At 69.0% G+C, this 24,146-nt stretch carries 23 protein-coding genes; 22 read left to right on the plus strand and 1 reads right to left on the minus strand.

Annotated elements, in window-relative coordinates:
• The first annotated feature begins 58 nt into the window (after positions 1-58).
• The 12 genes from ftsY (at position 59) to trmD (ending at position 12,979) form a co-directional block, all read left to right on the plus strand.
• Entirely contained in the window at positions 59-1,525 is a 1,467-nt protein-coding gene (ftsY, locus tag ACT89H_RS01755) for a signal recognition particle-docking protein FtsY (protein ID WP_445106689.1), read from the plus strand.
• Positions 1,526-1,873: 348 nt separating this feature from the next.
• Positions 1,874-3,253, plus strand: coding sequence for an ammonium transporter (locus ACT89H_RS01760; protein ID WP_445106690.1), 1,380 nt, complete (start codon positions 1,874-1,876; stop codon positions 3,251-3,253).
• A gap of 5 nt (positions 3,254-3,258) precedes the next feature.
• A complete protein-coding gene (locus ACT89H_RS01765) occupies positions 3,259-3,597 on the plus strand; it encodes a P-II family nitrogen regulator (RefSeq protein WP_040868325.1) in 339 nt (112 codons plus the stop codon).
• Positions 3,598-3,716: 119 nt separating this feature from the next.
• A complete protein-coding gene (locus ACT89H_RS01770) occupies positions 3,717-6,155 on the plus strand; it encodes a [protein-PII] uridylyltransferase (RefSeq protein WP_445107328.1) in 2,439 nt (812 codons plus the stop codon).
• Positions 6,156-6,276: 121 nt separating this feature from the next.
• Positions 6,277-6,591 carry a hypothetical protein gene (locus tag ACT89H_RS01775; protein ID WP_445106691.1) on the plus strand — a complete coding sequence of 105 codons (315 nt, stop codon included), beginning with the start codon at positions 6,277-6,279 and terminating at the stop codon, positions 6,589-6,591.
• A gap of 104 nt (positions 6,592-6,695) precedes the next feature.
• Entirely contained in the window at positions 6,696-8,258 is a 1,563-nt protein-coding gene (gene ffh / locus ACT89H_RS01780) for a signal recognition particle protein (RefSeq protein WP_445106692.1), read from the plus strand.
• Positions 8,259-8,428: 170 nt separating this feature from the next.
• Positions 8,429-9,523, plus strand: a complete 1,095-nt coding sequence (locus tag ACT89H_RS01785) for an amidohydrolase family protein (protein ID WP_445106693.1) — start codon at positions 8,429-8,431, stop codon at positions 9,521-9,523.
• Positions 9,524-9,577: 54 nt separating this feature from the next.
• A complete protein-coding gene (locus ACT89H_RS01790) occupies positions 9,578-10,561 on the plus strand; it encodes an LLM class F420-dependent oxidoreductase (protein WP_445106694.1) in 984 nt (327 codons plus the stop codon).
• A 377-nt stretch (positions 10,562-10,938) separates the two neighbouring features.
• The gene (gene rpsP, locus ACT89H_RS01795; RefSeq protein ID WP_445106695.1) at positions 10,939-11,370 is read left to right on the plus strand and encodes a 30S ribosomal protein S16; all 432 of its coding nucleotides are present in this window, start codon (positions 10,939-10,941) and stop codon (positions 11,368-11,370) included.
• Positions 11,371-11,449: 79 nt separating this feature from the next.
• Positions 11,450-11,692 carry an RNA-binding protein gene (locus ACT89H_RS01800; RefSeq protein ID WP_011210690.1) on the plus strand — a complete coding sequence of 81 codons (243 nt, stop codon included), beginning with the start codon at positions 11,450-11,452 and terminating at the stop codon, positions 11,690-11,692.
• Entirely contained in the window at positions 11,693-12,217 is a 525-nt protein-coding gene (rimM, locus tag ACT89H_RS01805; protein ID WP_445106696.1) for a ribosome maturation factor RimM, read from the plus strand.
• Positions 12,218-12,274: 57 nt separating this feature from the next.
• Complete coding sequence (gene trmD, locus ACT89H_RS01810; RefSeq protein WP_445106697.1) at positions 12,275-12,979, plus strand: tRNA (guanosine(37)-N1)-methyltransferase TrmD; 705 nt, start codon at positions 12,275-12,277, stop codon at positions 12,977-12,979.
• A 248-nt stretch (positions 12,980-13,227) separates the two neighbouring features.
• Here trmD and ACT89H_RS01815 read toward each other — a convergent pair whose 3' ends face one another.
• A complete protein-coding gene (locus ACT89H_RS01815) occupies positions 13,228-14,079 on the minus strand; it encodes a helix-turn-helix transcriptional regulator (protein ID WP_445106698.1) in 852 nt (283 codons plus the stop codon).
• Positions 14,080-14,178: 99 nt separating this feature from the next.
• On the opposite strand from ACT89H_RS01815, the gene ACT89H_RS01820 reads away from it, so the two are divergent.
• From ACT89H_RS01820 to ACT89H_RS01865, 10 genes are all read left to right on the plus strand, one after another.
• The gene (locus ACT89H_RS01820) at positions 14,179-14,355 is read left to right on the plus strand and encodes a hypothetical protein (RefSeq protein WP_445106699.1); all 177 of its coding nucleotides are present in this window, start codon (positions 14,179-14,181) and stop codon (positions 14,353-14,355) included.
• A complete protein-coding gene (locus ACT89H_RS01825; RefSeq protein ID WP_445106700.1) occupies positions 14,352-15,989 on the plus strand; it encodes an AMP-binding protein in 1,638 nt (545 codons plus the stop codon). Before ACT89H_RS01820 ends, ACT89H_RS01825 begins: the two co-directional genes overlap by 4 nt.
• 106 nt (positions 15,990-16,095) lie before the next feature.
• A complete protein-coding gene (locus tag ACT89H_RS01830) occupies positions 16,096-18,468 on the plus strand; it encodes a Tex family protein (RefSeq protein WP_445107329.1) in 2,373 nt (790 codons plus the stop codon).
• Between the two features lie 27 nt (positions 18,469-18,495).
• A complete protein-coding gene (locus ACT89H_RS01835; RefSeq protein ID WP_445106701.1) occupies positions 18,496-19,416 on the plus strand; it encodes a hypothetical protein in 921 nt (306 codons plus the stop codon).
• A 338-nt stretch (positions 19,417-19,754) separates the two neighbouring features.
• Positions 19,755-20,096 carry a 50S ribosomal protein L19 gene (gene rplS, locus ACT89H_RS01840; protein WP_011210681.1) on the plus strand — a complete coding sequence of 114 codons (342 nt, stop codon included), beginning with the start codon at positions 19,755-19,757 and terminating at the stop codon, positions 20,094-20,096.
• A gap of 77 nt (positions 20,097-20,173) precedes the next feature.
• Positions 20,174-20,956 carry a signal peptidase I gene (gene lepB / locus ACT89H_RS01845; protein ID WP_445106702.1) on the plus strand — a complete coding sequence of 261 codons (783 nt, stop codon included), beginning with the start codon at positions 20,174-20,176 and terminating at the stop codon, positions 20,954-20,956.
• Positions 20,957-20,983: 27 nt separating this feature from the next.
• Complete coding sequence (locus tag ACT89H_RS01850; RefSeq protein ID WP_445106703.1) at positions 20,984-21,790, plus strand: ribonuclease HII; 807 nt, start codon at positions 20,984-20,986, stop codon at positions 21,788-21,790.
• Between the two features lie 46 nt (positions 21,791-21,836).
• Positions 21,837-22,142 (plus strand): DUF2469 domain-containing protein, encoded by a 306-nt coding sequence (locus tag ACT89H_RS01855; protein WP_011210678.1) that lies wholly within the window; start codon positions 21,837-21,839, stop codon positions 22,140-22,142.
• Between the two features lie 101 nt (positions 22,143-22,243).
• Positions 22,244-22,600 carry a YraN family protein gene (locus ACT89H_RS01860; RefSeq protein WP_445106704.1) on the plus strand — a complete coding sequence of 119 codons (357 nt, stop codon included), beginning with the start codon at positions 22,244-22,246 and terminating at the stop codon, positions 22,598-22,600.
• Entirely contained in the window at positions 22,601-24,109 is a 1,509-nt protein-coding gene (locus tag ACT89H_RS01865; protein WP_445106705.1) for a YifB family Mg chelatase-like AAA ATPase, read from the plus strand.
• The last annotated feature ends 37 nt before the right edge of the window (positions 24,110-24,146 follow it).

Raw genomic sequence — 24,146 nt, forward strand, 5'->3', positions numbered from 1 at the left:
CGCGCCGGGTGCGGCTCGGGGCCGATCCCGTGACGGTCGGTCTGCAAGGATGGTTCGCGTGAGTCCCGAAGTCTGGATCCTGATCGCCGCGGTCGCCGCACTGCTGCTCGTCGTGCTCGTGGCCGGTTTCGTCCGGTACAAGCGCGGCCGCGTGTCGCTGACTCCGCCCACGCAGGAGAAGGAGCTGACCGACCGGTCCGGTGGTTACACCGCGTCCGGCGGATTCTCCTTCAGCCGGGGCGGCGCGGCGACCGAACCGCAACCGGTCGAGCGCACCGATACCGAAGGACAGCCGCACGTCGGCGACGACGCCGCGATTCCGCGCGACGCACCCAAACGCGGCATCACGAACGTCCCGTTGCCGGAATCGGACGTCACCGAGGTGGCTGCAGCCCCGGACGTCGTGGAGCCGACCATCGAGCCCGAGACGGCCGAGGCGACACCGCAGGCGACCGAGGCGGTGGAGACCCCGGAGGCGCCGGCCGAGGATGTGACCGCAGAACCGGTCGCCGACACCGCCGGCCCGGACACCGGGGTCACCACCGAGGTAGTCGCGCCCGACACGCCGGCGGGCGTGGAGGCGCCTGTCGCGCTGGAGGAGATCGAGCCCACCGCGGGCCGCTTGGTCCGGCTGCGCGGACGGCTGTCGCGCTCGCAGAACGCGGTCGGCAAGAGCCTGCTCGGCCTGCTCGGCGGCGGCGACCTGGACGACGACTCGTGGGAGGAGGTCGAGGACACCCTGGTCCTCGCCGACCTCGGCACCGCGAGCACGACGGCCGTCGTCTCCCGGCTGCGTTCGGAGATGGCGGCGCGCAGCGTGCGCACCACCGACCAGGCGCGTGCCGTGCTGCGCGACGTGCTGATCGAGCAGCTGCGACCGGAGCTGGACCGCTCGGTCCGCGCGCTGCCGCATCCCGATCATCCCTCGATCCTGCTCGTGGTCGGCGTGAACGGCACCGGCAAGACCACCACCACCGGCAAGCTCGCGCGGGTGCTCGTGGCCGACGGCCGCCGGGTGCTGCTCGGCGCGGCCGACACCTTCCGCGCGGCGGCCGCCGACCAGTTGCAGACCTGGGGCGAGCGGGTCGGCGCCGACACCGTCCGCGGCCGGGAGGGCGCCGACCCGGCGGCGGTCGCGTTCGACGCGGTGGCGGCCGGCGTCGAGCGCGGCGTCGACGTGGTGCTGATCGACACGGCCGGTCGGTTGCACACCAAGACGGGCCTGATGGACGAGTTGGGCAAGGTCAAGCGCGTCGTGGAGAAGAAGGCCGCCGTCGACGAGGTCCTGCTCGTGCTGGACGCGACCGTCGGGCAGAACGGATTGACCCAGGCCAGGGTGTTCGCCGAAGTGGTGGACATCACAGGCGTGGTGCTGACCAAGCTGGACGGGACGGCGAAGGGCGGCATCGTCTTCCAGGTGCAGCACGAACTGGGCGTGCCGGTGAAGCTGGTCGGGCTCGGGGAGGGCGCCGACGACCTGGCTCCCTTCGAGCCCGCCGCGTTCGTCGACGCGCTGCTGGGCTGAGCTGTTCCACTCGCCGAACGCGGCCGAAAGAGGTTGTCGCCGCGGCGTTCCGGTCACGAGGTGCGCCGTGGGTGTTCGTTGTAGCGCCAACGCGGTGCGAGGGCGGTCACACCTCGGAAGTTTGCCCACTCCTCGTGTGCGGTAACGAATGTCCGATTTTCCGAACACCGTGCTCACAGCGCCGGAAAAGCCCCGGTGTAGGTGACGAAACGTGGTGGCAACACAGCTGCGCCATCCGTTCACGTAGGTGAAACACGGCAGCTCTACAGATGAAACACCGAGTTAGGACCCTTCTGTTCAGGTCCGTTTGCCGGAATCGGCAGGGCCCGAGATGAGGAGGACATAAAGGTGGCATTTCCACTTACCGGTGCACCGGATACCGGTGACACCGCATGGATGCTGGCGAGTTCGGCGCTGGTGTTGCTGATGACGCCGGGCCTTGCTTTCTTCTACGGCGGCATGGTCCGGTCCAAGAACGTGCTCAACATGATCATGATGAGCATCAGCGCGATGGGCCTGGTCGGCGTCCTGTGGTCGCTGTACGGATACTCGACGGCCTTCGGCGACAACACGTTCGGCGTGATCGGTGATCCGACGCAGTTCTTCGGGCTGAAGGGCCTGATCGGCGGCAACTCCGTCGCCGAGGTCAAGGACGCGGCGGGCACGGTCACCACCGAAGCGGTGAACATCCCGCTCGCGGGCACGATTCCGGCGACCGTCTTCGTCGCCTTCCAGCTGATGTTCGCCATCATCACGGTTGCCCTCATCTCGGGCGCGGTCGCCGACCGCTTGAAGTTCGGCGCGTGGCTGGTGTTCGCGGGCATCTGGTCCACGGTGGTCTACTTCCCCGTCGCGCACTGGGTGTTCGACTTCGACGTCAAAGACGCCGCCGGCAACGTCGTGCACGAGGGCGGCTGGATCGCCAACAAACTGCTCGCGGTCGACTTCGCCGGTGGCACGGCGGTGCACATCAACGCCGGTGCGGCCGGTCTGGCCCTGGTGCTGGTGCTCGGCAAGCGCAAGGGCTGGCCGACCACCCCGTTCCGCCCGCACAACCTGCCGTTCGTCATGCTCGGCGCCGGGCTGCTGTGGTTCGGCTGGTTCGGCTTCAACGCCGGCTCCGCGGTGACCTCCGGCGGCCTCGCCGGTTCGACCTTCATCACCACCACCATCGCGACCTGCGCCGCGATGCTGGCCTGGCTGCTGGTGGAGAAGGTCCGCGACGGCAAGCCCACCTCGCTGGGCGCGGCCTCGGGCATCGTGGCGGGCCTGGTCGCCATCACCCCGTCGTGTTCCTCGGTGAACGTGCTCGGCGCGCTCGCCATCGGCATCGTCGCGGGCGCGCTGTGCGCCCTCGCGGTCGGCCTGAAGTTCAAGTTCGGCTTCGACGACTCGCTCGACGTGGTCGGCGTGCACCTGGTCGGCGGCATCGTCGGCACCCTGATGGTCGGTTTCGTCGCGGCGCCCGAGGCGGGTGCGGCCAAAACCGGTCTGCTCTACGGCGGTGGATTCGATCAGCTGTGGCGGCAGGCGGTGGGCGCCGGTGCGGTACTTGCCTTCTCCTTCATCGCGACCCTGATCATTGCCTATATCGTGAAGTTCACCATTGGGCTGCGCGTGAGCGAAGAAGCGGAGTCGGTCGGCTTGGACGAGTCCGAGCACGCGGAAACCGCCTACGACTTCGCCGCTCTGGGTAGCACGGCACGTTCGGCCGTCAAGGAGGCATGACGAACATGAAACTGATCACCGCAATCGTCAAACCGTTCACGCTCGAGGACGTCAAGTCCGGTCTCGAGCAGGCGGGTGTGTTGGGCATGACCGTCAGCGAGGTCCAAGGGTACGGCAGGCAGAAGGGCCACACCGAGGTGTACCGCGGCGCGGAGTACTCCGTGGATTTCGTGCCGAAGGTCCGTGTCGAGGTCGTCGTGGACGATGCCTCCGTCGACAAGGTCGTGGAGGTGATCGTGGAGGCCTCCCGTACCGGCAAGATCGGCGACGGCAAGGTCTGGGTCACCCCGGTGGAGTCGATCATTCGGGTGCGGACCGGCGAACGCGGAACCGACGCGCTGTAGCAGCAACGAGTAGAGCGGCGGCCCCGCTCCCGCCGGAGCTCCCGGTAGGGGCGGGGCCGCGCGCATGAAATGGGCGGTGGGTTGTGGCAAGTCAGTACGAGCACGACGGTGATCCGAAGATCACCGAACAAGGCAACGGCAAGGTGTCCAACGCAGCGGCCGACCTGGTTCGCGCGCGCACCCAACTGCTCGACGGCGGCCAGCCGCGCAATCCCCGGCTGGACGCCCGGTCGCTGCGCCAAGCGCTGGTCGACCTCTACGAACTCTGGCTCACCAGCAAGGGCGCCGAACTGGGCATCGCCCCCGACAGCGGCTTGGCCGTGGTGGCCGTCGGCGGCCTCGGCCGCGGCGAGATGCTGCCGTACTCCGATCTGGATCTGGTCCTGCTGCAAGACGACGTCGATCCGGCCCGGGTGGCCGAGGTCGCCGATCAGCTCTGGTATCCGCTGTGGGACGCGCACATCAAACTCGACCACAGTGTGCGCACCGTTCCGCAGGCGTTGCGGGTGGCCGCCGACGACCTCGTCGCCGCGCTCGGCCTGCTCGAGGCCAGGCACATCGTCGGTGACCAGGAACTGAGCAATCTGCTGATCGGCGGGGTGCGCCGGGAGTGGCGCACCGGCATCCGCTCCCGCTTCGACGACCTCATCGCCCGAGCTCAGGCCAGATGGGAGCGCAACGGCGAGATCGCGCACCGCGCCGAGCCCGACCTGAAGAACGGCCGCGGCGGACTGCGTGACATCCAACTGCTGGATGCGCTGGCCATCGCCCAGCTCACCGACGCCATGCCCGGATTGGGACCGGACGTGCCGGGCGGCGGACTGAAGCAGGCGCACCGTCGGCTGCTGGACGTGCGCACCGAACTGCACCGCGTAGCGGGCCGCGCCCGCGACCAGTTGCGCGCGCAGGACGCCGACGAGATCGGCGCGGCCCTGCGCATCGGCGACCGGTTCGACCTGGCCCGCACACTGAGCGATTCGGCCAGGACGGTCAGCTACTCGGTAGACGTGGGGCTGCGGACCGCGGCCAACGCGCTGCCGCGCCGGGGATTGGCGCGCCTGCGCCGGATGCCGGTGCGCAGGCCGCTGGACGAAGGAGTCGTCGAGCACGCGGGCGAAGTCGTGTTGGCCAGAGATGCCCGTCCACAGCGCGATCCCGGGCTGATCCTGCGCGTCGCGGCGGCTTCGGCGCAGACCGGCCTGCCGATGTCGGCCACCACCCTCAACCGGCTCTCCGAGGACGCTCCCGAGCTCCGTGAGCCGTGGCCCAAGGACGCCCTCAACGACTTGCTGGTCCTGTTGGGCGCGGGCCGCGGCACGATCGACGCGATCGAGGCGCTGGACCGGACGGGACTGTGGGGCAGGCTGCTGCCGGAATGGGGCGCCGTGCGCGACCTGCCGCCGCGCGATGTCCAGCACATCTGGACCGTCGACCGCCATCTCATGGAGACGGTCGCCTACGCGGGCGGGCTGAGCACCCGGGTGGCCCGACCCGACCTGCTCGCCCTCGGCGCACTGCTGCACGACATCGGCAAGGGCCGCGCGGGCGATCACAGCGTGGTCGGCGCGGAACTGGCCACCCACATCGGCCGCCGCCTCGGTCTGTGGCCGTCGGACGTGCGTACGCTCAGCGCGGTCGTGCGTCATCACCTGCTGCTACCGGAGACCGCGACCCGGCGTGATCTGTCCGATCCCGAGACGGTGCGGCACGTCGTCGACGCGCTCGACGGCGATCCGCAACTGCTGGAGCTGCTGCACACTCTGGCGGAGGCGGATTCGCAGGCCACCGGACCCGGCGTATGGGGCGACTGGAAGGCCTCGCTGATCGGCGAACTGGTCCGGCGCTGCCGGTTGGTCATGGCGGGCGACCAGTTGCCCACACCGGAGCCGATCGCACCGGAATTGGTCGAGAAGGCTCGAGCGGGCGGCGTGCACGTCGATCTGAAGCCCGGTGCGAGCAAGCACACCTATGTCGTCACCATCATCGCGCCGGACAGCTCCGGGCTGCTCTCCGACGCCGCGGGCGTGCTCGCGCTGCATTCGCTGCGCGTGCTGTCGGCCGCGCTCGGCGTCGAAGGCTCGTCCGCGGTGGACACCTTCGTGGTCGCGCCCAAGTTCGGCGATCCGCCGGACCCGGGGCTGCTGCGCCAGGAATTGATCCGGGCCACGGCCGGCGACCTGGACGTGCCCGCGGCGCTGGCCAAACGCGAGCGCGAGGCGGGCACCATCGGCCGGAGCCGGTACGCGCAGGCGCAGCCCCGGGTGATCTGGTCGGACACCTCGGTGCCCGGTCAGGCGATCCTCGAATTGCGCGCCGAGGACCGGGTGGGCCTGCTCAGCCATCTGGCCGCGGAGCTGGCCGGCTGCGGAGCCGACGTCCGCTGGGCCAAGGTGGTCACGATGGGGTCCGCGGTGGTCGACAGCTTTTGCCTCGATCTGGGCGCCGAAGACGGCCCCGCGCGCCGGGAAACGATCGAGAAAGCGATTATCGCGGTGGTTCCCAGAACTGCGCCGAAACCGCCCGCCGAAGGTGCTACAGAATCGGAAAATAATGATTAGCAGCACTTTTATCCGGTGATAAATCCGTTGCACAATATTTGCTGCATCCCAACTCGGGCCTCGCGAGCTGACCCTACGATCTAGAGCGTCTGGCTATCGCGAGCACGAGGGGAGCAGGTCGGTGGCAATTGAAGTCGTTCCCGCATCCACGATGACGAGTGACGAGACCGCGCACATGGCCCGCTGCGTCGGCGGCGACCGGTGGGTGGTCTCCTGGCTTCCGGGTCGCACCCTGACCGGGCGACAGGCGGTGACCGCGATGACGATCGCCTCCACGGTCGCCGGCTCGCCCATCCCGAGCACGACGGAGTGGGCTCTGCTCGACGGCCTGGCCCTCGAGCTGGGCCTGACTGCCAACGAGGCGGCCTTCATGGTGGCCGAGGAGAACCACGACTACCGCAAAACGGACCGGCCGCGCCGTCGCGTGCTCGACTAGCGAGCCCGCCGCGCCGGGAAGGACGCACCGCCTGCGCGAACACGCGGGCGATCCCATTACCCTGGGAGAGAATGTGACGTCCCCCGAGATCAGGAGCGCGATCGGTGTTCGAATCCCTGTCCGACCGGCTTACCGGTGCCCTCAAGGATCTGCGCGGTAAGGGGCGTCTGTCACCGGCCGACATCGACGCCACCTGCCGCGAGATCCGCTTGGCCTTGTTGGAGGCCGACGTCGCGCTGCCCGTGGTCCGCGGATTCATCGGGCGGATCAAGGAGCGCGCCAAGGGCGCGGAGGTCTCCGCGGCGCTGAACCCGGCCCAGCAGGTCGTGAAGATCGTCAACGAGGAGCTCATCGGCATCCTCGGCGGCGAGACCAGGCGGCTGCACCTGGCCAAGAACCCGCCGACCGTGGTCATGCTGGCCGGTCTACAAGGTTCCGGTAAGACCACGCTCGCGGGCAAGCTGGCGAAATTGTTGAAGGGGCAGGGCCATCAGCCGCTGCTGGTGGCATGCGACCTGCAACGCCCCGGCGCCGTCACGCAGCTGCAAGTCGTCGGCGAGCGCGCGGGCGTGCCCGTCTACGCGCCGCACCCCGGCACTTCGGTCGGCGGCGGTGAGAACCCGCTGGGTATGTCCGCCGCCGATCCGGTGACCGTGGCGCGCGGCGGTGTCGAAGAGGCGCGGCAGAAGCAGTACGACGTCGTGATCGTCGACACCGCGGGCCGTCTCGGCATCGACGAGGAGCTCATGCGCCAGGCCGCGGGCATCCGCGACGCCGTGCAACCGGACGAGACCCTGTTCGTGCTCGACGCCATGATCGGCCAGGACGCGGTCAATACCGCCGAGGCGTTCCGCGACGGCGTCGGATTCACCGGCGTGGTGCTCACCAAGCTCGACGGCGACGCCCGGGGTGGTGCGGCGCTGAGCGTCCGCGAGGTCACCGGCGTGCCGATCCTGTTCGCCTCGACCGGTGAGAAGCTCGAGGACTTCGACCTCTTCCACCCGGATCGTATGGCCAGTCGCATCCTGGGGATGGGTGACGTGCTCACCCTGATCGAGCAGGCCGAACAGGTCTACGACGCCGAACAGGCCGAGGAGGCCGCCCGCAAGATCGGCAGCGGCGAGCTCACCCTCGAGGACTTCCTCGACCAGATGCTGGCCATCCGCAAGATGGGTCCGATCGGGAACCTGCTCGGCATGCTGCCGGGCGCGGGCCAGATGAAGGACGTGCTCGCCCAGGTCGACGACAAGCAGCTCGACCGGGTGCAGGCGATCATCCGCGGCATGACTCCGGGCGAACGGGCGAACCCCAAGATCATCAACGCCTCCCGCCGTCTGCGCATCGCCAACGGCTCCGGGGTCCAGGTCTCCGAGGTCAACCAGCTCGTCGACCGTTTCTTCGAGGCCAAGAAGATGATGACGATGATGGGTCGTCAGATGGGGCTGCCCGGCGCCCGCCGCGGCAACGCGAAGAAGGGCAAGAAAGGCAAGAAGGGTGGCCGTGGTCCGACGCAGCCGAAGGTGCGCGGCGGTTTCCCGGGGATGGGCGGGATGCCCGGCCTGCCCGCGGGAATGCCCGACCTGTCCAACATGCCTGCCGGTCTGGATCAATTGCCGCCCGGCTTGGAGGGCTTCGACCTGTCCAAACTGAAGTTCCCGAAGAAGTAGCACACTCCCGCCGCCCACGCTGTCCACAGTCGCCGCGTTCGCGGTTCGATCACGCGGCGAGCGCGGCGCAGCGGCTCGGCTTCCCTGCCTCGTGGCAGGCTGCGCGCGGAGGACCGATCCGGGAATCGGGCAGTAGGTTGGAGGCCGCAGACGAGTTCCAGGAGGTTGCTGTGCACCTGCGCGGTGTGGTTCTTCCCGAGGGCGAGGTGCGCGACCTCTGGGTGCGCGACGGCCTGGTGTCGTTCGAACCCGTGCCCGGAGCCGAAACGCTGTGCGGCTCCGGGTGGATCGTGCCGGGATTGGTCGACGCGCACTGCCATGTCGGCATCCGGCACGGCGGAGGCCACGAGGACCGCGCGGGCGCCATCGCGCAGGCCGAGACCGAGCGCGACGCCGGTGCCCTGCTGCTGCGCGACGCGGGCTCGCCCATCGACACCCGGTTCGTCGACGACCACGAGGACCTGCCGCGGATCATCCGCGCGGGCCGCCACATCGCCCGTCCGAGGCGCTACATCCGCGAACTGGGCATCGAGCTCGACGACGAACGCGACCTGCCGGAGATCGTCGCCGAGCAGGCCCGTCTCGGCGACGGCTGGGTGAAGATCGTCGGCGACTGGATCGACCGCTCCGCAGGCGATCTGCGGCCGCTGTGGAGCGACGCCATCCTGAAGGAGGCCATCGACGCCGCGCACGCCAACGGCGCGCGGGTCACCGCGCACGTCTTCGGCGAGGACGCGTTACCCGGTCTGATCAACGCCGGTATCGACTGCCTGGAGCACGGCACCGGCCTGACCGACGAGACCATCGAGATGATGGTCGAGCACGGCACCGCGCTGGTGCCCACCCTGATCAATATCGACACCTTCCCCGGTATCGCCGACAGTGCCGGCAAATTCCCCGTCTACGCCGCGCACATGCGCGATCTGCACCGGCGGGTGCACGGCACGGTCGCCGCCGCGCACGAGGCGGGTGTGCCGATCTTCGCGGGGACGGACGCGGGCGGCTCCATCCGCCACGGGCGCATCGCCGACGAGATCGCCGCCCTCGGTGCGGCGGGCCTGTCGCGCCACGACGCGCTCGGCGCGGCCTCCTGGCGGGCCCGCGACTGGCTCGGACGACCGGGCATCGAGGCCGGCGCCCCCGCGGATTTCGTTGTCTACGAAGAGGATCCGCGTACCCACCCCGAGACGCTCACCACCCCGTACGCGGTCGTCCTGCGCGGGCGCGTGTACGGCGGGCGCGGCCCGGTCACCGGCCATCGATAACTCGTCACCGCGGCGTCCGCGCGCGTATCCGAAAGCGGCGTAAGGTCGGATTTCGTGACAATTCGCCTCGGATATCAGATGCCCAACTTCAGCTACGGCAAGTCGGTGCGTGAGCTGTTCCCCACGGTGATCGCACAGGCCCGAGAGGCCGAAGCCGCCGGTTTCGACACGGCCTTCGTCATGGACCACTTCTATCAGCTGCCCGGCATCGGCACGCCCGACGAGCCGATGCTGGAGGCCTACACCGCGCTCGGCGGTCTGGCCACGGCGACGGAGCGAATTCAGTTGTCGGCGTTGGTCACCGGCAACACCTACCGCAACCCGGCGATGCTGGCCAAGACGGTCACCACGCTGGATGTGGTGAGCGGGGGCCGCGCGGTGCTCGGGATCGGCGCGGGCTGGTTCGAACTCGAGCACCGCTCCCTCGGCTTCGAATTCGGGACCTTCACCGACCGCTTCGAGCGGCTCGACGAGGCGCTGCACATCATCCAGCCGATGTTGCGCGGCGAGCGGCCCACTCACCAGGGCAAGTGGTACCGGGTCGAGAACGCGATGAACGAGCCGCGCGTACGCGACGATCTGCCGATCCTGCTCGGCGGCAGCGGCGAGAAGAAGACCTTCGGCCTGGCCGCCCGCTTCGCCGACCACCTCAACATCATCTGCAACGCATCCGAGCTGCCGCGCAAGATCGAGGCGCTGCGGGCGCGCTGCGCGGAGGTCGGCCGGGATCCGCAGACGCTGGAGACCAGCTACCTGTGCTTCGTCATGATGGATGAAGACGGTGACCTCGTGCGCAAGCAGCAGCGGGATTACCTGAGCGGCATGGGCATCGACCTGTCGGCGCTGTCGGACTCCGAGCTGGCGCAGAGTCCGGCCGACCGCCAGTTCGTCGGCACGCCGGACGAAGTTGCCGAGCAGCTGCGGACCCGCGTTCTCGACCATGGCGTCGACGGTCTCATCATCAATATGGTGTTCAACGGGCACGAACCGGGCGCGGTCGAGCTGGCCGGGCGCACCCTTGCTCCGCTGGTGCGCTGACGAGCGAGAACCGTACGCGAATACCATTGGCCCTGGATAGGCTCGGGCGATGATAGCCGCTCCGTGGCGCGCGTCGTACGCGTGTCGACGCGCGCCCTCGGTGCTGTTGTTGCTGCGAGTTTTCGCGGTCGGGTAGCTCGGGGGAGTTCCCAGGCGTCGTTGTGGCAGGTCGGTGCCGCTTCGGGAACACGACGACGCGATTTCTGGCGTGATCACCTCGTCTGGCACAATGGACAACCGTCCTTCCGGACAAGTGTCAGCCCGTCTCCGGTTCCGTACCGCGCGGCGGTCACACACTCGAATGCGCAAAACCGGGCTCGCAGACCATGCGGGTCGCCGAATTGCGTCGTGACCAACCAACGAAAGGCAGATCAGCAGTGGCTGTTCGCATCAAGCTCACCCGCCTGGGCAAGATCCGCAACCCGCAGTACCGCGTCGTCGTCGCGGACGCCCGCACCCGCCGGGACGGCCGGGCCATCGAGTCCATCGGCAAGTACCACCCGAAGGAAGAGCCCTCGCTCATCGAGATCGACTCCGAGCGCGTGCAGTACTGGCTGGGCGTCGGTGCGCAGCCCACCGAGCCGGTCCTCCAGCTGCTGAAGATCACCGGCGACTGGCAGAAGTTCAAGGGCATCGACGGCGCCGAGGGCACCCTGAAGGTCAAGCCGGCCAAGCCGTCGAAGCTGGACCTGTTCAACGCCGCGCTGGCCGCCGCGGACAACGAGCCGGTCGCCGAGGCGGTCACGCCCAAGAAGAAGGGCAAGAAGGACGCCGAAGAGGGCTCCGAGTCCGCTGAGGCCGCCGAGTAATGATCGGGCGATACCCGTCCCGAGCCGTCCGTAGACCGGCCCCGACCACGGGCCGGTCGCGTCGCGAGGTGATGGAGCAGTGAGCGCTGTCGTCGCCGACGCCGTCGAGCACCTGGTGCGCGGCATCGTCGCCAACCCCGATGACGTCCGCGTCGAGCTGATCACCGGCCGCCGGGGACGCACCGTCGAGGTACACGTTCACCCTGATGACCTGGGCAAAGTGATCGGCCGCGGTGGACGTACCGCGACCGCGCTGCGTACCCTCGTCGCCGGTATCGGCGGCCGGGGCATCCGGGTCGACGTGGTCGACACCGACCAGTAGATGGAACTCGTCGTCGGGCGGGTCGCCAAGTCACACGGTGTGCGTGGCGAACTCGTCGTCGAGATACGCACCGACGAGCCTGCGGCGCGTTTCGCGCCGGGCGCCGGTCTGCGCGGCCGGCTGCCGCGCGCGGCGGAGGTTCGCGAGTTCACCGTGGAGTCGGCCCGGGAGCACTCGGGCCGGCTTCTGGTGTTTCTGGCCGGTGTGACCGACCGCTCCGCGGCCGACGCGCTGCGCGGCATGCTGTTCGTGGTCGACAGCGCCGACCTCCCGCCTTCCGAGGATCCGGACGAGTTCTACGACCACGAGCTGGAGGGGCTCGAGGTCCGGCTCGCCGACGGCAGCGTGGTCGGCTCCGTGCGCGAGGTGTTGCATTCCGCGGCCGGTGAGTTGTTGGAGGTGCGGGCCGCGGACGCCGGGCGAGAGATCCTGATCCCGTTCGTCACCGCCATCGTGCCCACGGTGTCGCTCGCCGAGGGCGTGATCGTGATCGATCCGCCCGAGGGTCTGCTCGACCCGGAATGAGACGGTGGGCGTCCGATCGGCCGACAGCGTGCGGCCCGGCGGCGCTAGGAGACAGGCATGAAACTCGACGTCGTCACGATTTTCCCGGAGTATCTGGAGCCGCTGCGCACGGCGCTGCTCGGCAAGGCGATCGACAAGGGACTGATCTCGCTCACCGTGCACGACCTACGCCGTTGGACGTATGACGTACACAAGTCCGTCGACGATTCCCCCTACGGGGGCGGGCCGGGCATGGTCATGAAGCCGACCGTCTGGGGCGACGCGCTCGACGAGGTGTGTCCCGACGACGCGCTGCTCGTGGTGCCCACGCCGGCGGGGGTGCCGTTCACGCAGGCCATGGCGCACCGCTGGGCCGCCGAGCGGCATCTCGTCTTCGCCTGCGGGCGCTACGAGGGCATCGACCAGCGTGTCTTCGACGACGCGGCCCGCCGCGTCCGGGTGGCGGAGGTCAGCATCGGCGACTACGTGCTGATCGGCGGCGAGGCGGCCGTGTTGGTGATGGCCGAGGCCGTGGTCCGGCTGCTGCCCGGCGTCCTCGGCAACCAGCAATCGCATCAGGAGGATTCGTTCTCCGACGGATTGCTCGAAGGTCCCAGCTACACCCGCCCGGTCTCCTGGCGCGGGCTCGACGTCCCGCCGATCCTGCTGTCCGGCGACCACGCGAAGGTGGCCGCCTGGCGACGCGAGCAATCCCTCGCGCGGACCCGCGAACGCCGCCCGGACCTGCTGGCGGACCACGACACGTCCGGACCCGGGCGATAGACCGGAGTACATCGAGCGGGCGCTCGCCTGTCCCGCTGCGAGCCGGCGCCTTCGGCACGGGAACCCTCGACTCGCTCGAACTCGCCACCGCGGCCATGCGGCGCTGATCGATATCGTCGCCGATGCCGAGCCCCGGGTGTCCTTCCGTCAAGTGACCTTCGTCCGGCTCGCGGCCCGGTTGCGCACTGGCGCACGGCGCCGCCGATCCGGCCGCGGCGAGCCGGCGTCGTGACGGGGATCGCCACGTCTCACGGCAGCAAGCCGTGGCGGCGGGCGGCGACCACCGCCTCCTGCCGAGAGTGGGCGTCGAGCTTGACCATCGCGTTGCGCAGGTAGCTCTTCACGGTCTCCTGGCCGAGTGAGAGTCGTTGCGCCGCTTCTTGATTGGTGCAACCCAGGGCGATCTGGGACAGGACGTCGAGTTCGCGCCGGGACAGTCTCGGTCGGTCCGGCCGCGGCTCCCCGGTCATGACCCGGGTGAGTCGCTCGCATACCGCGTGCAGACGTCCGCGCAGCCGGTCGTCCTGGGCCGAACGCGCCATGCCGCGCAGTTCGGCGTGAATGTCGCGCAGTTCCTCCGTGATCGCCGGGGCCGCGGTAGCCGACGGCGCGCTGACCTCCAGCATGCGCAGCCGACGGTCGACCTCGTCGCGCACGGCGATCTCGGTGGCCAGGCGGCGACCGGCCTGGACGACGAGGTCCGCAGTGCGGTCGCCCAACGGGCTCCCGCCGCGCGTCGCGGCGTAGAGCACCGCACGGGAGCGCTGGTCCACCACCACGGGTACGGCGAGCACGGAACGGATGCCCTCGCCGGCGACCGGCCCGTCGTAGTCGTGGGTGATCGAGGAGGCGCGGCGATAGTCGGAGACCACGGCGGGCCGTCCGGAATCCATCACCTGGCCGCCCAGCCCGGAGGCCCGCACGACGGCCAGACCGCGTAGGCCGTTGGTCAGCGTGCCGACGAACTCCGACAGCAGCAGCGCGTCCGCGTGCACTTCGCCACCGAACGCCACCGGCACGCCCGCGGTGCCCGCCACCCAGCGGATCTCGGCGCGCAGCGCGTCGCTGTCGCGCGGACGCAGCAAGGCGGTGTGGGTCATACGATTCACCCCTTTTCGGGGGTAGTCGGCAGCGGGGTGTGACCCACATCCTATTGCACACCTGGGTTGCGTTGGAGCACAGAACGAGGAGAACCGAAGATGGGCACCGATCCGAATCAGCGGGCGCGCGAACTGCTGGACTGCTACGACCGCGCCGACGCGTCCGCGGCGGACCTGCTGTGTGATCGGCCTCCGGCCGACCGGGTCGCTTTCGCGATCGTCGAGGCCGACCTGTCCGCGACCGACCTCGTGCTGCGGCAGGGCGGTGCCCGATGACATCGGCAGCGTTTCCCCAGCCCAGTTATGCCTCCGGCGGGTCGGACGTCCCGCTGCTCGGCGACACCATCGGCGGCAATCTCGATCGCACGGTAGCGGCGTTCCCGGATCGGGAAGCGCTGGTGGACCGGCCGACCGGCCGGCGGTGGACCTACCGCGCTCTCGGCGCCGCGGTCGACGCCCTGGCCTGCGGCCTCGCCGGTCAGGGCATCGGCAAGGGCGACCGGGTCGGCATCTGGGCGCCGAACTGCGCGGAATGGTTTCTGGTGCAGTACGCCACGGCGAAGATCGGCGCGATCCTGGTCAACATCAATCCGGCCTACCGCACCAGCGAACTGGAATACGTGCTGCGCCAGGCGGGCGTGCGCATGCTCATCGCCACCGAACGGTTCAAGTCGTCGGACTACGTGGCGATGATCGAGGAGGTGCGACCGAACTGCCCGGCGCTGGCCCAGGTGCTCGTGCTGGGCACACCCGAGTGGGAGGAGCTGTGCCGCACCGAGATCGACAGCGATCGGCTCGTCGACCTGGGGGCGCGGTTGTCGGCCGACGACCCGATCAACATCCAGTACACCTCGGGCACAACCGGATTCCCGAAAGGGGCCACGCTCAGCCATCACAACATCCTGAACAACGGCTATTTCGTCGGCGAACTGTGCGGATACACCGAGCAGGACCGGATCTGCGTCCCGGTGCCGTTCTACCACTGCTTCGGCATGGTGATGGGCAATCTGGCCAGCACCAGTCACGGTGCGGCCATTGTGATTCCGGCGCAGTCGTTCGATCCGACAGCGGCCTTGGCGGCGGTCGAGGCCGAGCGCTGCACCTCGCTCTACGGTGTGCCGACGATGTTCATCGACATGCTCGCCGCACTCGACACGGTCGCCGTGGACCTGTCCACGCTGCGCACCGGGATCATGGCGGGCTCGCCGTGCCCGGTCGAGGTGATGAAGCGGGTGATCGACCGGATGGGCATGCGTGAGGTCTGCATCTGCTACGGCATGACCGAAACGTCTCCGGTCAGCACCCAGACCCGGCGCGACGACAGCATCGACCGGCGCACCGCCACGGTCGGCCGGGTCGGGCCGCACCTGGAGGTCAAGATCGTCGATCCCGCAACGGGTCTCACGGTGCCGCGCGGCGAACCCGGCGAGCTGTGCACCCGCGGCTATTCGGTGATGCTCGGGTACTGGGACCAGCCGGACAAGACCGCCGAGGCCATCGACGCCGCCCGCTGGATGCACACCGGCGACATCGGTGTGATGGACGACGAGGGCTATCTGGCCGTCACCGGCCGGATCAAGGACATGGTCATCCGCGGCGGCGAGAACGTCTATCCGCGGGAGATCGAGGAATTCCTCTACACCCATCCCGACATCCTGGATGCGCAGGTGATCGGCGTGCCGGACCCGAAGTACGGCGAAGAACTGATGGCCTGGATCCGGATGCGCGAGAACGCGAAGCCGTTGGACGTCGCGGCCGTGCGCGAGTTCGCCACCGGCAAGCTGGCGCACTTCAAGATTCCCCGCTACGTGCACGTGGTCGAGGCATTCCCGATGACGGTGACCGGCAAGATCCGCAAGGCCGAGATGCGGGAACTGTCGCGGCGGCTGCTCGGCCTGGACGACGGCTGAGACGAGGGAGGTGCACCCGGGTGTGGACCACGTGCCGGGCGGCGACGGTAGTGTCTCCGACGTGACGACAGCGCCCGAGACTGCCAGTGCAGAGTCCACACCCGCCGTGCCACGCTCCGACACCGCGGGCCCAGCCAGCGTGAACAGTCGCATCGCCGAGGAACTCACGGTGCGCGAGACCCAGGTGCGCGCCGCCGTCGAGCTGCTCGACGCGGGCTCGACGGTGCCGTTCATCGCCCGGTATCGCAAGGAGATCACCGGCGGTCTGGACGACGCGCAGCTGCGTGTGCTCGAGGAGCGTTTGCACTACCTGCGCGAACTCGACGAGCGCCGGGCCGCGATCATCGAATCGATTCGGGGCCAGGGCAAACTCGACGACGCCCTGCACCGGCAGATCCTGCTCGCCGAGACCAAGGCCCGGCTCGAGGACATCTATCTGCCGTACAAGCCGAAGCGGCGCACCAAGGCACAGATCGCGCGCGAGGCCGGGCACGAGCCGGTGGCCGACGCCCTGATCCAGGATCCGGCCACCGATCCGGCGCAGTACACCGCCGAGCAGCTCGACGGCGCGCGGGCGATCCTGGTCGAACGTTTCGCCGAGGACGCCGATCTGGTCGGCGAATTGCGCGAACTGATGTGGAACCGCGGGCAGATCACCTCGACCGTGCGCCCGGGCAAGGAGGAGGCAGGCGCGAAGTTCGCCGACTACTTCGAGTTCAGCGAGCCCTTCGACAAGCTGCCCTCGCACCGCGTCCTCGCGCTGCTGCGCGGCGAGAAGGAGGAGGTGCTCACCCTGCACCTCGAGCCGGACACCGAGGAGCCGCAGCCGGGCGAGCGCACCGTCTACGAGGGCCGCATCGCCACTCGCTTCGGCATCGCCGACCGGGGCCGCCCCGCCGACTCCTGGCTGCTGGACACCGTGCGCTGGGCTTGGCGCACCAAGCTGCAGGTCAGCCTCGGTATCGACACCAGGATGCGGTTGCGGCAGGCGGCGGAGAAGGACGCGGTCGACGTGTTCGCCGCGAATCTGCGCGATCTGCTGCTCGCCGCCCCCGCGGGCACCCGCACGACGATGGGTCTGGACCCCGGCTACCGCACCGGCGTGAAGGTGGCGGTGGTCGACGCCACCGGCAAGGTGGTCGCCACCGAGGTGATCTACCCGCATAAACCGCAGGGCCAGACCGAGAAGTCGCTGGCGGTGCTCGGCGCGCTGGTCGCCCGATTCGGCGTCGAACTCATCGCCATCGGCAACGGCACCGCCTCGCGCGAGACCGACGCCCTTGCCGCCGAGCTGATCTCACGCATTCCGGAGAACAAGCCCACCAAGATCGTGGTCTCCGAGGCGGGCGCTTCGGTGTACTCCGCGTCGGCCTACGCGTCGCAGGAGTTGCCCGACCTGGACGTGTCGTTGCGCGGCGCGGTATCCATCGCGCGGCGGCTGCAGGATCCGCTGGCCGAGCTGGTGAAGATCGACCCGAAGTCCATCGGTGTCGGCCAGTACCAGCACGACGTGTCCGAATCACTGCTGGCTCGTTCGCTGGGAGCGGTGGTCGAGGACGCGGTGAACGCGGTGGGTGTCGACGTCAACACCGCCTCCGTGCCGCTGCTGTCGCGGGTCTCCGGTATCGCCGGGTCGGTGGCGGAGAGCATCGTGGCGCACCGGGACCACAACGGCCCGTTCCGCAGCCGGACCGCTCTGCTCGATGTCCCGCGGCTGGGCCCGAAGGCGTTCGAACAGTGCGCGGGCTTCCTCCGCATCCGCGGCGGCGAGGATCCGCTGGACACCTCGGCGGTGCACCCGGAGGCGTACCCCGTGGTGCGGCGCATCCTCGAATCGACCGGACGCGGCATCGCGGAGATCATCGGCAACACCACGGCACTGCGTTCGCTGCGCGCCAGCGATTTCACCGACGACCGCTTCGGTGTCCCGACCGTGACCGACATCATCGCCGAGCTGGAGAAGCCGGGTCGCGACCCGCGACCGGAGTTCAAGACCGCCGAGTTCGCCGCAGGGGTGGAGAAGGTCGCCGACCTGAAACCGGGCATGGTGCTCGAGGGTGTGGTGACGAATGTGGCCGCCTTCGGCGCTTTCGTCGACGTGGGCGTACACCAGGACGGCTTGGTGCACGTGTCGGCCATGTCGCACAACTTCGTGAAGGATCCGCGCGAAGTGGTCAAGTCCGGCGACGTGGTAAAGGTGAAGGTGCTGGAGGTGGACGTGGCGCGCCAGCGCATCGGTCTGTCCCTGCGCTTGGACGACGAGCCCGGCGCACCCGCCAAGGGCGGCGACAACCGGCAGCGCGGGCAGGGCGGCCGATCCGGCGGCGGCGATCAGCGGCAGCGGCAGAATGGACAGAACAGGCAGCAGGGCCAAAACCGCAATCAAGGACAGGGGCGCGGTGGCAACCAGCGTCGCAACGCACCGGCACCGAGCGGCGCCATGGCGGACGCGTTGCGCAGGGCGGGCTTCGGCCAGTAGTCCGGTCCGCGGGAGGAAGTAGCGGCTATGCAACGGTGGCTCCACGAGGACGTGATCGCCCAAGGGCGGCTGCCGTTGCTGTGCTTCCTGCTCGGATTCATCGTCGGATTCCTGTTCATCCGCGTCAGCGTCCGGTTGATCCGCGCACGGGTGCGCTGGTGGCCGGGCAACCTGCGGGCCGGTGACACGCACATCCACCACATGGTGTTCGGCGTGATCCTGGTGCTCTCCTCCGGCGTCGGCATGGTCGCCCAGTACGAGAGCGCCGACGCCGCCACGGCCGGCATCCTCGCCGCGCTCTTCGGCGTGGGCGCCGCGCTGGTGCTCGACGAATTCGCGCTGATCTTCTATCTGCGCGACGTCTACTGGGAAGAGCAGGGGCGCACATCGGTGGACGCGGTGTTCGTCGCGCTCGCCGTGACGGGATTGCTGCTGCTCGGCTTCCACCCGCTGTGGATGCTGGACATCAACGACTTCCGGCACGGTCCGAGCACCGAGGTCCGCGCCTTCGTCGTCGGGTTCGCCGTGGTCAATCTGGCTCTCGCCGCGGTGGTGATCGCGAAGGGGAAGATCTGGACCGGCCTGTTCGGCATGTTCTTCCTCCCGCTGCTGGTCGTCGGTGCGCTGCGACTGAGCCGCCCGGGAGCGCCCTGGGCGCGCTGGCGTTACGGCGACCGAAGGCGCCTGATGTACCGGGCCATCGTCCGGGAACGGCGCTACCGTCGCCCGGTCATCCGCGTCAAGATCTTCGTGCAGGATCTGGTCGCGGGAAAACCGGACGTCGAGCACGTCCGCACGGCGGCGGAGGCGGAACTCACCCGCACGGTCGTGCCCGCTCCGCCCGCCCCGCACCGCGAGCATTTGTTCTGGCATTCCCACCACGGCCCGCCGCACACGCCCAGCCCGCCGCTGGAGCAGGACGCGACATCCGGCGAGCAGAACCGCTGATGAACGCGCTCGGCGGAGCCTTCGTCCGGGGCCGCGGCCGCGGACGATCGCTGCGGCATGAGTTTCCCGGAGCTGCCGCTGTGTCGCATGGTCTCCGCGCGCTGCGGTTGTGGTCACGATCTGGCGCTGCAAGACCGTGCCGCGTCGGGGTAGCGTGAAGAGTCGCCGACTCGCCGCCACCAGGGTCGATTTCTTCCGCACCGCGCCGATCTGGCACAATGCTCAGGTTGCCCTGGGTGGTTGTCGACCCGGCGCACCCCATTGATCGGAGCATGAACCGGCTGAGCACGCCCAGTGCCGCTAGGGTCCTCTGTTCGCGCGAAACCATAAGGATGGAAATGAACACCCTTGACTTCGTCGACGAGAAGTCGCTGCGCAGCGACGTTCCCGACTTCCGGCCGGGCGACACGCTGAACGTGCACGTGAAGGTCATCGAAGGCTCGAAGGAGCGCATCCAGGTCTTCAAGGGCGTCGTGATCCGTCGCCAGGGTGGTGGCATCCGCGAGACCTTCACTGTCCGCAAGGTGTCGTTCGGTGTCGGCGTGGAGCGCACCTTCCCGGTGCACAGCCCCAACATCGACCACATCGATGTCGTGACCCGCGGTGATGTCCGCCGCGCCAAGCTGTACTACCTGCGCGATCTGCGCGGCAAGGCCGCCAAGATCAAGGAAAAGCGCTGAGTTAGCTTTTCGGCACAGCAGATCTTCCTCAGCCCGGCATCGGACTTCGGTTTCGCTGCCGGGCTAATCTGTTCGGCGTGGCAGACGAAAGTGGGTCGGTGTCGGTGTCCGAATCGGGCGACGAGAGTACGCGGGCGGGTCGCGGCAAGCGGCGAGCGAAGAAGAAGCAGCGGCCGTTCTGGCAGGAACTCCCGATCCTCATCGTGATCGCCGCGGTGATCGCCGCGTTGATGGTCACCTTCGTCGGTCGGCCGTACGTCATTCCCTCGGAGTCGATGGAAACCACGCTGCACGGATGTGCCGGATGCACCGGTGACCGTATCTACGTGGAGAAGCTGAGCTACTACTGGGGCGACCCGCAACCGGGCGACGTGGTCGTGTTCGTCGGCCCACCGTCGTGGAACACCCGCTACCAGTCGATCCGCTCGGACAACCCCGCGGTCCGGGGCGTGCAGAACTTCTTCTCATTCTTCGGCCTGGTGCCGCCGGACGAGAACGACCTGGTCAAGCGCGTCATCGCCGTCGGTGGCCAGACCGTGGAGTGCTGCGACTCGCAGGGCCGGGTCATAGTGGACGGCAAGCCGCTGGACGAGCCGTACGCCCGGTACCTCGCCCCGTATGTGCCGGGCCAGCCGTACAACGCCTCCGGCGGACGTGAGTTCAAGCCCGTGAAGGTGCCGGAGGGGCATCTGTGGGTGATGGGTGACAATCGCAACCAGTCCGCCGACTCCCGCGCCCATATCACCGACGAACTGCAGGGCACCATTCCGGTGGAGAACGTCCGCGGCAAGGCGGTGTTCAAGATCTGGCCGCCCGGCCGGATCGGCCCGGTGCGCTCGGAGAATCCCCAGCAGAACTGATCACGGCGGGCGCAGGATAATTGGACGGTGGGGCAAGGTCGAGTGCCGGTGGGTAACGGTTGGCCGCCGCGTGTGGTGATGCGCAGGGCCGGAGGATTGCGCACGCTCGAGGCGGCGTTGATCCGCAGCGGTCTGGGTCCGGTCGCGGGTGTCGACGAGGCGGGGCGCGGCCCCTGTGCCGGACCGCTCGTGGTGGCGGCGTGCCTGCTCGCGCCGAAGGCGTACGACAAACTGGCCGGCCTCGACGACTCCAAGAAGCTCACCGAGGCCGCCCGCGAGGAGCTGTACCCGGTGATCATCCGGCTGGCGCTGGCCTACCAGGTGGTCGTCATCCCGGCCTGGGAGATCGACTCGATCGGCATCCACGTCGCGAATATCGAAGGGATGCGCCGCGCCGTGGCCGGCCTCGCGCACACTCCCGGCTATGTGCTGACCGATGGATTCCGGGTGCCGGGCATACCGGTGCCCTCGCTGCCGGTGATCGGGGGTGACGGTGCGGCGGCCTGCATCGCGGCGGCCAGCATCCTGGCCAAGGTCACCCGGGATCGCATCATGGTCGAGCTGGACCAGCGGTTCCCCGGCTACGGCTTCGCCGCCCACAAGGGCTACAACACGCCCGAGCACACCGCCGCGCTGCATCGTCTCGGCCCGAGCAGCGAGCACCGCCGCTCCTGGCGCAACGTGCGGGAAGCCGCCGGGTTGCGCCCGGTCGCGGCGGCGGCCGATGTCGCGGACGCCGTGCTGGCCGAGGGCTTGGACGAGGCGCTGGCGGAGCAGTTTCCGAATGGGCGTACGGCTGGCCGAGTAGCTACCGACGCAGCGCATGCGCGATGATGTCACCACACGACGCGATGCGGCGAGAAGGAGGATGTCCCACCCGATGAGTGCCGAAGACCTCGAGAAGTACGAAACCGAGATGGAGCTCTCGCTGTATCGCGAGTACAAGGACATCGTCGGTCAGTTTTCGTACGTGGTGGAGACCGAGCGCCGCTTCTACCTGGCCAATTCCGTGGAGCTGCGGCCGCAGAACGCGGACGGCGAGGTGTATTTCGAGGTGCGGATGAGCGACGCGTGGGTGTGGGACATGTACCGCCCGGCCCGCTTCGTCAAGCACGTCCGGGTCATCACCTTCAAGGATGTCAATATCGAGGAGCTGGAAAAGCCGGACCTGCGCTTGCCCGAGTGAGCCCGGCGGGAGTTCTGCACAGCGACTCGGTTATCAACAGGTTTTCCGATTCCGCAGGTCGGCGGCGCTGACCTGAGCCGGTTGCGGCGCACGCTGGCCGGGTGACAGACAAACAGGCGCTCGGCGCGCACGGGGAGGAACTGGCGGCGGACTTTCTACGTGCCGCCGGGATGGAAATCATCGCCAGGAATTGGCGGTGCCGATACGGCGAGCTCGATCTGATCGCGCGAGACGGGGAAGTGACCGCGTTCGTCGAGGTCAAGACCAGGTCCGGGTTGGGCTACGGCACTCCTGCGGAGTCGGTCACGTTCGCCAAGCGGCAGCGGATCCGGCGGCTGGCCCTGCTGTGGCTGGCCGAGCAGGACGGGCCGTGGCGGCGCATCCGGTTCGACGTGGTGTCGGTGCTGGTGGCGCGGGGGAGTACACCGGTCATCGACCATCTCGAGGCGGTGTTCTGAATGGCCCTCGGGCGGGCGCATTCGGTCGCGGTCACCGGTGTGGACGGTCTGCTCGTGGAGATCGAGGCCGATATCGGACAGGGCTTGCCATCGGTCCACCTGGTCGGGCTCCCCGACACCGCGTTGCAGGAGTCTCGTGACCGGGTCCGCTCCGCGGTGGCGAACTCGGGGGAGAAGTGGCCCGACGGCCGGGTTGTTCTCGCGCTGTCGCCCGCGACCTTGCCGAAGCTGGGCAGCGTGTACGACTTGGCGCTCGCGATCGCGGTGCTGGACGCGTCCGGCTCGGTGACCTCCGAACGGCTCGCGAAGACGGTGCTGCTCGGCGAACTCGCGCTGGACGGCCGGGTGCGGCGGGTCCGCGGGATCTTGCCCGCGGTGATCGCCGCGCGTAAGGCAGGCTGGTCGACTGTCGTGGTGCCTGCGGTGAACCTGGCCGAGGCCGGGCTGGTCGAGGGCATCGAGGTCTTCGGGGCGCGCAGCCTGCGCGAGGTGGTGGCCTGGTTGCGCGGGGAAGGCACGCTGGATGAGCCGGACGGCGAGCTGCCGGACACGGTGCGGCAGGGTGGCGATCTGAGCGAGGTGGTGGGGCAGGAAGAAGCCCGCTGGGCCTTGGAAGTGGCCGCGGCAGGCGGGCACCACTTGCTGCTCACCGGGCCGCCCGGCATCGGTAAAACCATGCTGGCCCAACGTCTTCCGGGACTGCTGCCACCGCTCACCGAGCCCGAGGCGCTGGAGGTCACCGCCATCCACTCCATGGCGGGCACGCTCGCCGGTGATCACCCGTTGATCACCGCGCCGCCGTTCGTCGCTCCGCACCACTCGACCTCGGTGACCGCGATGATCGGCGGCGGTTCGGGCACCGCGAGGCCGGGCGCGGTCAGCCGGGCGCACCGCGGCGTCCTGTTCCTCGACGAATGCGCCGAACTCGGCACGAAGGTGCTGGAGGCGATGCGAACGCCGTTGGAAGAAGGGGAAGTGCGTATCGCCAGGCGCGACGGCGTCGCGCGGTACCCGGCCCGCTTCCAGCTGGTGTTGGCCGCCAACCCGTGCCCGTGCGCTCCGGCGCGCGACGTCGACTGCATCTGCGCGCCGCTGGCCCGCCGCCGGTATCTCGGCAAACTGTCCGGGCCGCTGATGGACCGGATCGACATCTGGGTGCGGATGCACGGCCAGTCCGGTGGGGCGTTCAGCACCGATGCGGCCGAGAGCAGCGAGATTGTTCGCGGCCGGGTCGCGATCGCGCGGCGCGCCGCCGCCGCCCGCTGGGGCGAATACGGATGGCTCACCAACGCCGAAGTACCCGGCCATCTCTTGCGTCAACGGTTCCGATTGCCGCGTGAATCGCTCGCCCCCGTCGAGGCCGCTTTGCGTCTCGGTCGTATGTCCGCGCGAGGCGCCGACCGAGCTATCCGCGTCGCCTGGACCATATGCGATCTGCGGGGCGGCGAACTGCCCTCGGTACAGGACGTACTGTCCGCATTGAACTTCCGCCAGCGAGGTGACCAATGAACGCGGTGATGCCTACCGAAGGCGCGGGGGCCGAGAT

The sequence above is a fragment of the Nocardia aegles genome (assembly GCF_052545135.1).

Bases quoted from the DNA above. Each gene is read 5' to 3' on its own strand.
- ACT89H_RS01765 (WP_040868325.1), top strand. From the start codon at position 3,259: ATGAAACTGATCACCGCAATCGTCAAACCGTTCACGCTCGAGGACGTC.
- rimM (WP_445106696.1), top strand. From the start codon at position 11,693: ATGGAACTCGTCGTCGGGCGGGTCGCCAAGTCACACGGTGTGCGTGGC.
- trmD (WP_445106697.1), top strand. From the start codon at position 12,275: ATGAAACTCGACGTCGTCACGATTTTCCCGGAGTATCTGGAGCCGCTG.
- ACT89H_RS01815 (WP_445106698.1), bottom strand. From the start codon at position 14,079: ATGACCCACACCGCCTTGCTGCGTCCGCGCGACAGCGACGCGCTGCGC.
- ACT89H_RS01820 (WP_445106699.1), top strand. From the start codon at position 14,179: ATGGGCACCGATCCGAATCAGCGGGCGCGCGAACTGCTGGACTGCTAC.
- ACT89H_RS01825 (WP_445106700.1), top strand. From the start codon at position 14,352: ATGACATCGGCAGCGTTTCCCCAGCCCAGTTATGCCTCCGGCGGGTCG.
- ACT89H_RS01835 (WP_445106701.1), top strand. From the start codon at position 18,496: ATGCAACGGTGGCTCCACGAGGACGTGATCGCCCAAGGGCGGCTGCCG.
- rplS (WP_011210681.1), top strand. From the start codon at position 19,755: ATGAACACCCTTGACTTCGTCGACGAGAAGTCGCTGCGCAGCGACGTT.
- ACT89H_RS01855 (WP_011210678.1), top strand. From the start codon at position 21,837: ATGAGTGCCGAAGACCTCGAGAAGTACGAAACCGAGATGGAGCTCTCG.
- ACT89H_RS01865 (WP_445106705.1), top strand. From the start codon at position 22,601: ATGGCCCTCGGGCGGGCGCATTCGGTCGCGGTCACCGGTGTGGACGGT.